Below are 13,186 nucleotides of genomic sequence, written 5' to 3'. Positions count from 1 at the left end.
CCTCCAGCGTGTCCGCGAACAGGCGCCGATACAGGTAGATGTGGACGGCCACGGTGATGAGCCCCGTGAGCACCGCGAAGACGATGAAGCGCGCCGGTGAATCCATGTCCCCCAATACTCCCCCGAGCCCCACGCGCCGCAAGGCGCTCCTCCGTGAAGAAACGTGAATCCCCCGGCGTGTGCGCCCATGGCCCGCCTGCCCGCCCGGGAGGCACCAGGGTCCCTCCTGACGCGGGCCGATGACGCGACGTCACGTGCATGCCCGGGCGAGCAAGCTCACGCTCCGTGCTTCTCATTCCCCAAGGACACGATGTATGGACGGCCGCTTCTCGCTGGAGGCTGAGTGATGAGGATGGACAACCTGAGGGTGGGCGCGGGTCTCCCACTGTTCCTGGTGCTGGGCCTGCTGCTCGCAACGGGATGTGACGGTACACCCTCTCCCGAGGCCCTCCCCGAAGCGCGGACCTCCCGCTCCCTGGAGGCCGCGTCGTCCCGGGTCGCCGCCGGTGGCCAGCACTCGCTCTACGTCACCCCGCTCGGCACCGTGTGGGCCTGGGGTGGCAACGCGTCCGGACAGCTCGGCTCCGGCAGCATGTCCTTCCAGCGCGTCCTCGCCCGACAGGTGCCGGGACTGAAGGACGTCCTCGCCGTCTCGGCCGGCAACCTCCACTCGCTCGCGCTGCGCTCGGACCGCACCGTGTGGTCCTGGGGCGGCAACACCTCCGGGCAGCTCGGTGATGGCACCCTCGTCGACCGCGCCACGCCCCGTCCGGTGCCCGGCCTCTCCGAGGTGGTGTCGGTGGCCACCGGCGAGTTCCACTCGCTCGCGCTGCGCGCGGACGGCACCGTGTGGGCGTGGGGCAGCAACTTCTACGGACAGCTCGGCCGAGGCCACACGCAGCAGGGCCCCTCGCCCGCGCAGGTGGTGGGCCTGACGGACGTGGTGGCGCTCGCGGCGGGCTTCGACTTCTCCCTGGCCGTGCGCTCGGACGGCACCGTGTGGGCGTGGGGCGCGAACGCCTCCGGTCAGCTCGGCGATGGCACCACCACCCAGCGCCTGTTGCCCAAGCAGGTGCTCTCGCTCGACGGCGTCACCTCCGTGGCCGCGGGCCTCTATCACGCGCTCGCGCTGCGCAAGGACGGCACGGTGTGGAGCTGGGGCAGCAATGGCTCCGGGCAGCTCGGCGACGGTTCGTGGGCGGACCGCTCCACGCCGATGCAGGTGCTGGACGTGAAGCACGTCCGGTCCGTGAGCGCGCAGGAGGCCGGCTCGCTGGTGCTGCTCCAGGACGGCACCGTGGCCGCGTGGGGCCGCAACACGCAGGGGCAGCTCGGCGACGGCACCACGAACGACAGCAACTTCCCGGTGAAGACGAAGGGGCTGGGCTCGGTGACGGAGCTGTCCGCGGGAACCCAGCATGCGCTGGTGCTGCGCGCCGACGGCACGCTGTGGACGTGGGGCGGCGGCGCCTCCGGTCAGCTCGGCCATGGTGGCGCGGAGCGCCTGCTGTCACCCGAGGTCGTCACGCGCCTGTCCGGTGTCACCGCCGCCGCGTCCGGCAGCTTCCACTCCCTGGCCACGCTGTCGGATGGCTCGGTGTGGAGCTGGGGCCGCAACGCCAACGGGCAGCTCGGCGACGGCACCACCACCGAGCGCATCGTGCCGGTCCGGGTGACGAACCTCACCGCCATGGTCTCCGTCGCCGCGTCCGGGCATCACTCGCTCGCGCTGCGCTCGGACGGCACGGTGTGGAGCTGGGGGCGCAACGCCAACGGGCAGCTCGGCGACGGCTCCACGAGGGACCGCGCCATCCCCGCGCCCGTGGCGGGGCTCCAGGGGGTGACGTCGCTGGCCGCGGGGGGCGGGCATGTGCTGGCGCTGCGCGCGGACGGCACCGTCTGGGCGTGGGGCTACAACGGCGTGGGGCAGCTCGGCGACGGCACGACGAAGGACCGCCTCACTCCGATACAGGTGCCCGGCCTGTCCGGCATGGTGGCCGTGGCCGCGGGCACGTACTTCTCGCTGGCGCTGCGCTCGGACGGCACCGTGTGGGCGTGGGGCGACGGCTTCGAGGGGCAGCTCGGGGATGGGACCGGAGCCCAGCGCGTCGCGCCAGTGCAGGTGGTGGGGCTGACGCGCGTGGTGAGGCTCGCGGCGGGCGGGGCGCATGGGCTGGCGGTCCGCGACGACGGCACCGTGTGGGCCTGGGGCGACAACGCGGACGGACAGCTCGGTGACGGCTCGTGGACGGACCGCTTCCGCCCGGTGCAGACGGCGGGGCTCACGGGCGTCGAGTCGGTGTCCGGCGGCCAGTACCACTCGATGGCGGTGATGAAGGATGGGACGCTTCGCTCCTGGGGCGCGAACACGTACGGCCAGCTCGGCGATGGAAGCATCGCGTCGCGCGTGGTGCCCGGTGGAGTGCCCGGCATGTCGCAGGTGAAGGTGCTCGGCGCCAACTACATGCACGTGCTCGCGGTACGCCGCGATGGGCGGCTCCTGACGTGGGGCTACAACCGCTTCGGTCAGCTCGGCCTCGGCGCGGTGGGGTGGAGCGCGCAGCCCGTCCTGGTGCTGGGGCTGGGACAGGGACGGCGGCTGTCGGCGGGCAGCTCGCACTCGATGCTGGTGCGCTCCGATGGTGGGGTGCTGGCGTGGGGACAGAACACGTCCGGACAGCTGGGGGATGGCACCACCACGCACCGCGCGGCGCCCATCGCCGTGCAGGGCTTGCCGTGCACGCGCTCGGTGGCGACGGGGGCGCGGCACTCGCTGGCGCTCGCGTGTGATGGCTCCGTGTGGGCGTGGGGCGCGAACGCGCGTGGACAGCTCGGTGATGGCTCGCTCGAGCCGCGTGTCACGCCGGTCCCCGTCAGTGGCCTGCAGGGTGTGGTGGCCGTGGCCGCGGGCGGTGACGCGTCGATGGCGTTGCGCGCGGATGGCTCGCTGTGGACGTGGGGTGCCAACGAGCGCGGACAGCTGGGCGATGGCACCCATCTGGACCGCACCACACCCGCGCCGTTGAAGAGTCCGTCGAACATCGCCTCGATGGTGATGGGCGTCGGGCATGCGCTCGCGGTGGGCACGGACGGCGCGGTGTGGGCGTGGGGGACGAATGACAGCGGGCAGCTCGGCGATGGGAGCACGGTGTCCAGTGCCACGCCGATGCGGGTGAAGGGCCTGGAGGCGGCGACGGGTGTGAGCGCGGGGCTGTCCTACTCGCTGGCGGTGCTGAGTGACGGCACGGTGTGGGCGTGGGGCGCGAACACCAGCGGTCAGCTCGGCGACGGCACCAACGAGTCGCGCGGCACACCGAAGCCCGTGCCGCTGCTCGCGGGCATCAAGGCGGTGGCCGCGGGCGCGCATCACGTGATGGCGCTGAGCCAGGACGGCTCGGTGTGGGGGTGGGGCGACAACGGCTACGGGCAGTTGGGGGACGGCACGCACTTCCTGCGCTTCAAGCCGGTGCCGGTGGTGGAGCTGTCCAACGTGGCGGAGGTCGTCGCCGGTGAGCAGCACACGCTGGCGCTGCTGGGCGATGAGAGCGTGCGCTCCTGGGGCAGCCACGAGTATGGCCAGCTGGGTGACGTGGAGTCCGGGCCGCGGACGATGCCCGTGGATGTGAAGCTGCCGACGTCGAAGGACTTCGCGCCCGTGGTCACCGTGCGCGCCTGGCATCAGCATGCCGCGGCGGTGCTGGCCGACGGCTCCGTGCAGACGTGGGGCATCAACTCCCACGGGCAGCTCGGAGATGGCACCACGGAGAGCCGGTCCATGCCCACGACGGTGGAGGGCCTGACGAAGATGCGCGACGTCGCTCCGGGCGCGTGGCACACGCTGGCGCTGGCCGAGGACGGCACGGTGTGGGCGTGGGGCAACAACGTCTTCGGACAGCTCGGCGACGGCACCACGACGAACCACACGCGGCCGGTGCAGGTGCTCGGCCTCCTGAATGTCGTGGCCATCGCCGCGGGCAGCTACCACTCGCTCGCGGTGGACGCGGACGGCGCCGTGTGGAGCTGGGGCTACAACGTCTTCGGGCAGCTCGGCGACGGCACGGCCGAGGCGCGCGCGTTGCCCACGCGCATGGTGGACATCGACGGCGCGGTGGCCGTGTCGGGTGGTGACCACCACTCGCTGGTGCTGCGCGGCGACGGGACGCTCTGGGCCTGCGGCCACAATGCCTACGGGCAGCTCGGCGAGGGGACGGCGACCAACCGGATGACCCCCATGAAGGTGATGGACCTGGAGGGCGTGAGCGCCGTGCAGGCGGGGGGCTATCACTCGCTGGCGCTGCGCTCCGACGGGACGGTGTGGTCCTGGGGCGACAACAGCCACGGTCAGCTGGGCGATGGGAGCCTGTCGACGCGCATCTACCCGGAGCCCGTCCCGGGCCTCTCGGCGGTGAAGCGCCTGGGCGCGGGCGCCTACCACTCCTTCGCCGTGGGCGACGAGGTGTGGACGTGGGGACGCAACTCGCACGGGCAACTGGGCACGGACGACTGCGACAACCGGCTGGAGGCGACGCCGGTGAAGGGGCTCGCCGGCGCGAGGATGGTGTCGGGCGGCGGCGAGTTCTCCGTGGCCCTCGACATGGAGGGACAGGCGCGCAGCTGGGGCACGAACTTCCACGGCACGCTGGGCGTGGGGCTCCCTGGTCAGCGGGCCGTGCCGGGCGTCGTGTCCCTGCCCTGAGTCGAGCCCTCGTCGTCCGGAGCGGGTGTGGACCCACCGCTCCGGGCGCCGTGCCCGAAGCTCAGAACCGCAGCCCGGGGCCCAGCCGCTTGATGAGCGGAGCCAGTTCGTCCGGGTCCAGGCCGATGTCGAGCAGCTCCAGGCGACGCAGCGACGGCAGGGACTTGGGCGAGCGGAACGCCAGCGCGCCCTCCTCGGTGACCTCGTTGCGCGACAGCTCCAGTCGCTCCAGGCGGGGCAGTCCCTTGCTCTTCGAGAGCGCCACCGCCGCTTCATCGCTCAAGTCATTGCGGTTGAGCGCCAGCCACTGGAGCGTCTCCAGGCCCTTGGCGCGGGCGAGCGTCGCCACGCCGTCGTCGGACAGGCCGCTCCCGGACAGGTACAGCCGCTCCCAGGGGACGGTCGCCTTCGCGAGCACCGCGGCGCCCTCGTCCGACAGCGCGCTGCTGGAGAAGCTCACCGAGCGCAGCGTTGGCAGCACCGGCTGCTCCGTGAGCGCGCGCAGGGACGCGTCCGTGGCGCCCGCGAGCACCAGCCCCGACAGTCGCTCCGTGCGAGGCGTGGACACCAGGGCCCGGACCGCGGCGTCGACCCCCGAGCCCTTCAGCCGCAGCCAGCGCACCTGGGAGAACCAGGGCTGCTCGGCGGCGAGCCCCAGACCCACACCGTCCCGGACCGCCACGCACAGTCGCGACACCGGCTCCCGCGCGAACAGCTCGTGCCCGTGCAGGGCCAGCTTGTCCTCGGCGAGGTCCAGCTCCTCGATGAAGCCCCGGTGGTAGGTGGGCTCGTGCACGCGCGCGTCGCGCAGGGGCTTGAGCCAGGCCGCGCCATGCTCGTCGAGCAGCGCGCGCTGACGCAGCTGGAGCGACCTGCGTCGGGCCGGGTCCATGCGTCCAGGCAGCGCGAGCTGCACGCGGATGAACTCGGCGCGCGCGGGGTCCACCGCTTGAAGCGCGTCCGCGCAGGCGAGCCTCACCGCGTCGTCGTCGGGCGCCCGCACCACCTTCGAGAGCAGCGTGTCGAAGTCGCTCATCGTCCCAGCAGCTCCTTCACCTCGGCCTGCCAGCGCGCGCCCAGCTCCGGGTGCACCATGCGCACGTACGCGGCATAACCCTCCAGATACGCCGGGAAGTCCGGACGGCCGCGCGCCTGCGACTCCACGCCGTGCTTGCGGCAGTTGGCGAGGATGGCCTTGAAGCGGCGGCGTTCCTCGCGGGGAATGGCCACGCGCTGGTTGACGGTGAGCCCCGTCACCCGCTGGCGCCCTGCTTGTCGCATGACACGGCGCTTGGGGGCGTTCTCCGTGAAGCCCTCCTGCTGGAGGATGGCGTTCACCCACCAGAAGAAGCGGCCCAGCTTCTCCGGCGGCTTCGCGAAGGAGAAGGACAGGTCGTCCGCGTAGCGCGTGTACGCGGCGCCGGCCTTCGTCGCCAGCGCGTGCAGGCGCGCGTCCATGCGGCGACAGACGAGGTTGGCGATGGCGGGCGAGGTCGGCGCGCCCTGCGGCAGCACGCCCGGCCACACCACGGTGCCGTCCGGCAGCGTGGGGCGCCAGGTGGTGAGCCCCGCGAGCGTGGAGGCCACCTCGTCGTTGTAACCGTACGCCTCGAAGAGGCCCTTCACGCGCCGGTAGTGCACGGTGGGGAAGAAGTCCTCCAGGTCCACGCGCACCACGACGTTCGCGCCCACGTGGGCGTTCGCATTCGTCACCGTGGAGCGGCCTGGGACGAAGCCGTGCACGGCGTCATGCGTGGGCAGGTGCGCGAGCAGCCCCTCGAGCAGGGCGCGCTGCGCGGACTTGAGCTTCTCGCGAGGCGCGCAGATGCGGCGCACGCCACCGGAGCGCTTGGGGGCCTCGAACTCCACGTAGCCGGAGCCAGGGCCGGAGCCGGGGCGCATCAGCGCCTCCAGCTCCGAGTCCTCCACGCCCACGAGGCGGGCCACGTCCTGTCGGCTCTCGAGCTTCGGCAGCGCGGGGAGGTCGGGCTTCTGCTTCACCTTGCCGCGCGAGTGGGGATACAGGCCGTAGAACCAGCCGGTGGGATTCCAGCCGCCCAGGGCCATGGGGCGGGGACGTCGCGGCGGCGCGATGCGCGTGTCGGGCAGGGACACGTCCGCGAGGCCCAGCTTGCGCACGGCGGCGCGCGCGGCGGTGGCCACGCGGGTGTCTGCGTCCTTCACGCGGCGACGCAGGTGCCCGGCGGCGATGAGGCGCGGGAAGAGCAGGGGGATGAGGCGCACGGCCTCCAGGCGCTCGCGCGGGTCCTGGCTGTTGAGGCGACGGGAGACGGCCTGGCTCCAGTGGCGGCTGACGTAGAAGCGGGCGACCTCGTACTCGGCGAGACCCTGGTGGCGCTCGAGCAGACCGGTGATGCGGCTGAAGTTCCCCTCGGGGTCCTCCATCAACGGCTTGAGCTCGAGGAGGAGTGAGACCAGGTCCATTCACGTGCTCCGGGACCACCGATGAGACTGCGCGCTCCTGGGGACGCCGCCACCTGCACGGCAGAGGCGGACGAGGTCGGGGAAGCCCGCCAGGCGGACCTCGTACCGCGTCGTCCTTCAATGGGTGTCATGGGCAGCCGCGACGTGACATCGCGGACGGAAGGCTGGCTGCACGCGACCCCAGGAGCGGAGCGAAGCTGACCACATCCTTCACGATGAAGGAAGGTCGTCCAGCTCGGCCGGGCCCTCTTCGTCCATCAGGGCGAGCAGCGCTTCGCGCGGGCCTCCGGGAGCCCGGCGCACCAGGGAATCGAGGAGTCGTCCCTGGGCGCGCACGCGCTCACCGTGGGCGCGCATGGCCCCCAGCGCGTCGGCTTCCATGGACGGGCGGGACAGCACGTCGAGGTTGTGGAGCAGCTCGCGTCGGTTGCGCGGCGCGGTGAGGCTCGCGCTGACGCCCGGCTGGGAGAGGGAGTAGCGGTAGCAGTCCACGGCCGTCGGGAGGGGCGTGTCCTGGGGCTCGCCGGGGATGGGCTTGAGCAGCCGGCCGTAGGAGGTGGTGGTGAAGGTGAGGACACCGGTGCCGCGGCGTCGGGCCTCGGGGAGGAAGGTGACCTCGGCGCCCGGGTGCGCGGCGCTGTGGCGGGTCATCACCACGGGCCAGTCGTGTCGGTCGAGGGCGTCTCGCGCGAGGTCTCTCAGGTGCGTGGAGAAGCCGAAGGCGCGCAGCTTGCCCTCCGCGCGGAGCTGCTCCAGCACGGCGTGGTTCTCGTCGGAGAGGCGCTCGGGTGCGCGGACCCAGAAGAGCAGGAAGACATCGAGCCAGGTGGTGCGCAGACGGCGCAGCGCGGACTCCACGTCACGACGGATGGCGGCGGCGCCCGAGTGGTAGGTGCCCGCGATGATGACGGACTGCTCGCGCGTGCTCCGGCCTCCCCGGAGGAACTGCGTCAGCGCGGCGTAGCGGGGCTCCCAGAAGAACGTGTCGATGCCGGCGTCGCGGGCCTCGAAGAAGGGCTCGCGCGTGGTGAGGTGCGCGCCGGAGAGGACGAGGGGAGAGACCGTCAGGCCCGTGCGGCCGAGTGGCCGTGCGCTGGCTCGTGGGACGAAGGGCCTTGGCGCGGGGCGCTCCCGGGGGCGCGAGGAGGTGGTGGGGCGCTGACGTGCCAGCTCGGGTTCGTCCGCGAAGAGGGGCTCGGGGAAGGTGAGCGCGAGGGCTCGCAGATGGGGGACGACGCGGGGGGACTCGGTGGTGCCGCCGAGGGACTCACGGAGTCGGGCGAAGGCGTCGTCGTCCGCGCGACGCAGGCGCCACGTCCACGCGGCGATGCGCAGGTCCACGGTGTCGTCCGTGGCGGGCTGGCGAAGGAGCGCGTCGAGGCGGGCGTCGAGCGTCTCACAGGACTCCAGGGGCGAGGCCGCCGCCGTGCGGACCATGAGCTCGGTGTCGCGTGACAGGCACAGGAGCGCGCGCAGTTCCGTGTCTCCGCCCTCGGGCGAGAGGTGCTCCGCGGCGCGGGCACGTATCCACGGGTCCGGTGAGCCGCAGCAGGCGAGGGCCACGACGGTATCGAGAGCGGGGGCTTCAGCGCTCTCGGGCGAGGGCCGCTCGGCGGGGCGGGATTGCATCCACGCGTCAGGCGGGCCACTGCGTGTGAGCGCCTCGGGCGCTGAGGTCTCATTTCTCGCAGCGGGGTGAGTGCGCATCGCTGGCGCAGGCGGACCGCTGCGTGTGAGCGCCTCGGGCGCTGAAGTCTCATTTCTCGCAGCGGGGTGAGTCCGCATCGCTGGAGCAGGCGGACCGCTGCGTGTGAGCGCCTTGGGCGCTGAAGTCTCATTTCTCGCAGCGGGGTGAGTCCGCATCGCTGGAGCAGGCGGACCGCTGCGTGTGAGCGCCTCGGGCGCTGAAGTCTCATTTCTCGCAGCGGGGTGAGTGCGCATCGCTGGAGCAGGCGGACCGCTGCGTGTGAGCGCCTCTGGCGCAAGGGCCTCATCGCACTCGGTGGAGAGCGGCTCCCTGGAGTGGGCTCTCTTCCTTGGCGCACGCGAACCGTTGCGTGCGAACTCTTCGGTGGACTGGGGCGCTGGGGCGTCGTTGTCCTCGGACGAGGGATGGCCCGTTGCTCGGGTGCGCATCCCAGCGCCGGGTGAGTCGCCGCGTGCGAGCATCTCGGTTGCGGGGCCTTCGTCAGCGAGCTCACGTGCGTGTGTGAGCACCCACTCCAGTGCCTGGCGTCGCACGGTGGCGTCGGCGTCGTGGAGACAGACGTGTGCGGCGTCGTCCACGTCCAGCACGGCGGCTCGCAGCCACGGGTCTTCGTGGGCACGGGCCTGCTGTCGCTCCGCGTCGCTGAGCCCACCCAGCACGGACAACGCGGCCAGGGCCGTCGCGCTCGTCGCGGAGTCCTCGTCCCATGCGAACTGTCGGAGCACGTCGAGGTCCTGCTGATGGGCCGCGGCGGAGGCAACGGCCCTGCGCTCTCTCGCCGTCCGTGCCTTGGGCGCGAAGGCCATCAGCGCCTCGACGAAGTCGTCGAACGCGGCGCGGGCCTTGGGCCGTTGCTCCCACGCCGCGATGACCTCCTCGCGCACCGTCTCGTCCCCGTCGCCGAGTGCATTCAACACGTCGCGACGATGCGCCGGAGCATGCACGAGCGCACCGAGCGCGGCGCGGCGGTACGCGGCGTCCGGATGCGCCATCCAGGCACGAAGCTGGGACACGGGGTCCTGGAGACCGTGCTTCACCGCGATGAGCCCGGCCCACGCCAACGCACCGGGCCTGGGCTTAGGGAGGGACTCGAGGACTCTTTTAGCGAGCGCGACCTCATCCACGGTCGGTCGGTCGAGCAACGCCTGCGCCTCTTCGCGCGCATGCGGGACACGCGGCTCGTCCAGCCAGCGCATCGCGAGGCGGATGGCCTCGACGTCCTTCCGCTCCCTCAACCGCCGCCGCGCGAGTGCACGCAGTGGCTCATGTGGATCTCCCAGCCACTCCACCAGCTCACGCGCGGAGACGGACTCGGCGGAGCGTGCCTCCAGCCGCGCGGTGGTCACCGCCGGGTCCTCGCTGGAGAGAGGCTCGGCTCCGGGCGCCACCGCGGGAGCCACGAGCGGCGCGGGGAGCGGGACGTCGTCCCGCGCGCCGGTGTTCCACTCGGACTCCAGCCACGCCACCGCCGCGCGCACGGGGCCTTGGGTGTGTCTCGCCGCGGCCTGCCGGACCTCTTGCCGCAGGGCTTCGTCCTCCGCGCCCAGCCACGCCAGGGCCTGCACCGACGCGTGGCGCACGCGCCAGAACGGGTCCTCCAGCGCCGCCAGCAACACCTCCACGGCGTCCGCCCCCGCGACGGAGGCCGAGGCGCGCACCGCGGCCCGCCGCACCCACCACACGGGCTCCTGCCGCACGGCCCGCGTCGCGGGCGCGAGCAGGTCCTTCGCCCCCAGCCGCGCGAGCGCGCGCCACGCCCTGTCCCGCACCATCGGCATGGCGTCTCCGAGTGACTCCAGGAGCGCGGGCGCGAAGCGTCCGTCCCGCGCGTCCCCCAGTCGCCGCGCGGCGATGGCGCGCACCTGCGCGTCCTCGTCCGTGAGCAGCGCCTGCCTCAGCGCGTAGCGCCCGTCGAGCCGCGAGCCGTCGACGGTGCCCGCCGCCTCGCGCCGCACCGTGACGTCCTCGTCGAGCAACCGCACGGTGGCCAGGTCCCAGTCGAGCATCGCCCGCGGACTCTATGCGCCCTGGTACACTGCGGACATGCCCGACATGCTGGCCATCATCAGCAAGGCGATTTTCGAGAAGGAGGCCGTCGGTCTGTCTCCCGGCAAGGTGCTGCCCACGGACCGCTATCGCAGTCAGAGCAAGCACCTGGCGCCGCTCGAGAATGGCGGTCGCCTCTTCCTCGTCACCGTGCGGCCCCCTGACGAGGCCCTGTGGCTCGTCGCCGTGCTCGAAGGGCTGTCCCTGGATGACGACGGCTGGGTGGGCCGCAAGAACCGCGTGCCCATCACCGACGTCACCACCGCCATCCCCAAGCTGCGCTTCGAGTCTGGCAAGGGAATCCAGGCCGCGAAGGGCGCGCTGGGCATGTCGCTCCAGACGCCGCGCACGCTCACCGCGGGAGACGTGGAGCTGCTCCTCTCCAGCGCGGGCGCAGGCCCCCTCAATCTCACCGCGCACCAGGAGGGCTCGGCCCTGCCGTGTCTGTGCAAGCAGTGCCTGCCCGCGAGCCAGGAGCACGCGGAGGTCCAGGGCATGCGCTTCGTCCGCGCCCAGGTCGAGACGGACGGCAGGCTGCTCTACTACTGGATGCCCGAGGAGCTCACGAAGCAGGCGCGCGCGGTCTCCAACGCGGTTCGCGGCGCGCTCGTCGGACGGCTCGGGGCCTGAGTCGGGCAGGGCACTTCGTCCGCGCCCAACGCTGATTGTCGAGGAACGGCGCGGTCCGCCGGGGTCGGGCAACGCGTGCGCTCATCGCCACCGTCGCGGCTCGGAGGGGCGATAGCCCCTCGCCCGTGGGACTACGGCTTCGTGTCCGGAGCGGACAGCTCGGAGCCGATCTGCCGCCACTCCTGCGCGTAGGCGCCGCGGGTGAACGAGCGCAGGTCGTCGCTCGTCACGGTGCCCCGCGCCATCGCGGTGTCGAGCGCGCGGACCACGGCGGCCCGGTGCGGCTGCTCGACGTACGGGTTGCCCTCGCGGAACACCTCGCCGAAGAGCGACTCCAGCCGGCCATCCTGCTTCAGCCGCTCGACGATGCGGGCCTGCGAGGCGGGCTCGTCCGCGTGCGCGTGCAGCATCGCGGAGGCCATGCCGCCCTGCGCGTCCGCGTCGGAGAACTCCGAGAGCAGCTCCAGCTCCGCGTCCGCCCCGGCGATGGCCGAGGCCTCGGAGGCGGCGGGCGTCAGCGGGCCACCCCCCAGCGCCACCGCCGGCGTGGCGCGAGGCGTCGGACGGCGGTCCGGCTCGAAGTCGCTGCGCCCCTGGAACGGGCTCACCGCGCGAGTTGCCTGGGCGTCCTTCTTTCCGGGGCTCTGCTGCACGCCCTTGTTGGCGGCGGAATCCGCCCGCTCCGTGCTGGAGCGCTCCGGCAGGGAGCTCTTCGGCGACGACGAACGGTTTCCACCATCAATGCGCGACATGCGTGCGCTCCAGGAAGACTGCGAGCCGGTGCTGACATGGCTCCGGGAAGTCTCAGGGAAGTTATCGGACGCCCCCGGCGCCAGTTGCGTCCAGCCTGAAGGTGGCTCCTCCGTCGACTGTGCGCGAGTCGAATGACCACCGGTAGACAATCCAATTCGTTCAGCAACTACCGGCGTTTGGCGGCGGGGGTGGGAGGGAACAGGCACTCCAGCCCACGCACCACGTCATCCCGCCAGGCCGTGTAGTTGTGACCTCCGCTGTACTCCCGGTCCTCCACCCGGTGGCCGCTGGCCCTCAACAGGGGGGCGATGCGTTGGTTTCCCTCCAGCAGCCCTTCGAACCGGCCGCAGCTCATCCACACCTCCAGCGGGCGGCGGGGCACCTGCCGCGCCAGGTCGAAGACGACGAACTCGTGGTTTTCCACCACGAAGGCGCCCGACTGGGACAGCACCCGCCCGAAGGTCTCCGGCGCGCGCAGGCCGATGAAGAGCGACATCAGTCCGCCCAGCGACGAGCCCAGCACCCCATGGGCGCCCGGGTGGTGGCGCTCGTCCACCAGGGACAGGTGCTCGCGGGCCAGGGGCAGCACCTTCCACACCAACAGGCCCACCGTGTACTCGCTGCACGCGTACTCCACGTCGCGCATGGGGCCGCCGTGGGAGACGAGCGCCAGGGCGATGGGGCGCATGCGGCCATCGGCGATGAGCGTGTCCACCAGCTCCGGCAGCCGCACGCGGCGCAGGTACTCCTCGCCGTCGAGCACCACCACCAGCGGCACGGGCCCCTTGGTCGGCGGGGCGTACAGGTGCACGGTGCGCTGGCCCGTCAGGCCCGTGTCGGACATGTCCACGCGGTGCCGGGTGACGCGGCCTCGGGGGAGGCCTCGGGGCCTGCGCGAGGGGAGGGCG

General features: G+C 72.4%; 7 protein-coding genes. 2 read left to right on the top strand and 5 right to left on the bottom strand.

Going from position 1 to position 13,186, the window contains the following annotated elements:
- Positions 1-346 precede the first annotated feature (346 nt).
- Complete coding sequence (locus tag FL311_RS33460) at positions 347-4,696, top strand: RCC1 domain-containing protein (RefSeq protein WP_141331678.1); 4,350 nt, start codon at positions 347-349, stop codon at positions 4,694-4,696.
- Between the two features lie 61 nt (positions 4,697-4,757).
- Here FL311_RS33460 and FL311_RS33455 read toward each other — a convergent pair whose 3' ends face one another.
- From FL311_RS33455 to FL311_RS33445, 3 genes are all read right to left on the bottom strand, one after another.
- Positions 4,758-5,732, bottom strand: coding sequence for a TIGR02996 domain-containing protein (locus tag FL311_RS33455; protein ID WP_141331676.1), 975 nt, complete (start codon positions 5,730-5,732; stop codon positions 4,758-4,760).
- Positions 5,729-7,141, bottom strand: a complete 1,413-nt coding sequence (locus FL311_RS33450) for a reverse transcriptase family protein (protein WP_141331674.1) — start codon at positions 7,139-7,141, stop codon at positions 5,729-5,731. The genes FL311_RS33455 and FL311_RS33450 overlap by 4 nt, the downstream gene beginning before the upstream one ends.
- A 210-nt stretch (positions 7,142-7,351) precedes the next feature.
- Complete coding sequence (locus FL311_RS33445; protein ID WP_141331672.1) at positions 7,352-10,855, bottom strand: HEAT repeat domain-containing protein; 3,504 nt, start codon at positions 10,853-10,855, stop codon at positions 7,352-7,354.
- A gap of 37 nt (positions 10,856-10,892) precedes the next feature.
- Between FL311_RS33445 and FL311_RS33440 the strand changes: the two genes are divergently transcribed.
- A complete protein-coding gene (locus FL311_RS33440; RefSeq protein ID WP_141331670.1) occupies positions 10,893-11,525 on the top strand; it encodes a hypothetical protein in 633 nt (210 codons plus the stop codon).
- Positions 11,526-11,656: 131 nt separating this feature from the next.
- Here the strand turns inward: FL311_RS33440 and FL311_RS33435 are convergent, their stop codons facing one another.
- Positions 11,657-12,277 (bottom strand): hypothetical protein, encoded by a 621-nt coding sequence (locus FL311_RS33435; RefSeq protein WP_141331668.1) that lies wholly within the window; start codon positions 12,275-12,277, stop codon positions 11,657-11,659.
- Between the two features lie 167 nt (positions 12,278-12,444).
- The coding region (locus FL311_RS33430; RefSeq protein ID WP_141331666.1) for an esterase family protein at positions 12,445-13,186 on the bottom strand (742 nt) is incomplete at its 5' end.

This window comes from Myxococcus sp. AB025B, assembly GCF_006518215.1.
Taxonomy (GTDB): Bacteria; Myxococcota; Myxococcia; order Myxococcales; family Myxococcaceae; genus Myxococcus; species Myxococcus fulvus.
This window is presented reverse-complemented; position numbering and strand designations above follow the sequence as displayed.

Excerpts from the sequence above, each read along its gene's own strand:
- FL311_RS33460 (WP_141331678.1), top strand. The coding sequence starts at position 347 with ATGAGGATGGACAACCTGAGGGTGGGCGCGGGTCTCCCACTGTTCCTG.
- FL311_RS33435 (WP_141331668.1), bottom strand. The coding sequence starts at position 12,277 with ATGTCGCGCATTGATGGTGGAAACCGTTCGTCGTCGCCGAAGAGCTCC.
- FL311_RS33445 (WP_141331672.1), bottom strand. The coding sequence starts at position 10,855 with ATGCTCGACTGGGACCTGGCCACCGTGCGGTTGCTCGACGAGGACGTC.
- FL311_RS33455 (WP_141331676.1), bottom strand. The coding sequence starts at position 5,732 with ATGAGCGACTTCGACACGCTGCTCTCGAAGGTGGTGCGGGCGCCCGAC.
- FL311_RS33440 (WP_141331670.1), top strand. The coding sequence starts at position 10,893 with ATGCCCGACATGCTGGCCATCATCAGCAAGGCGATTTTCGAGAAGGAG.
- FL311_RS33450 (WP_141331674.1), bottom strand. The coding sequence starts at position 7,141 with ATGGACCTGGTCTCACTCCTCCTCGAGCTCAAGCCGTTGATGGAGGAC.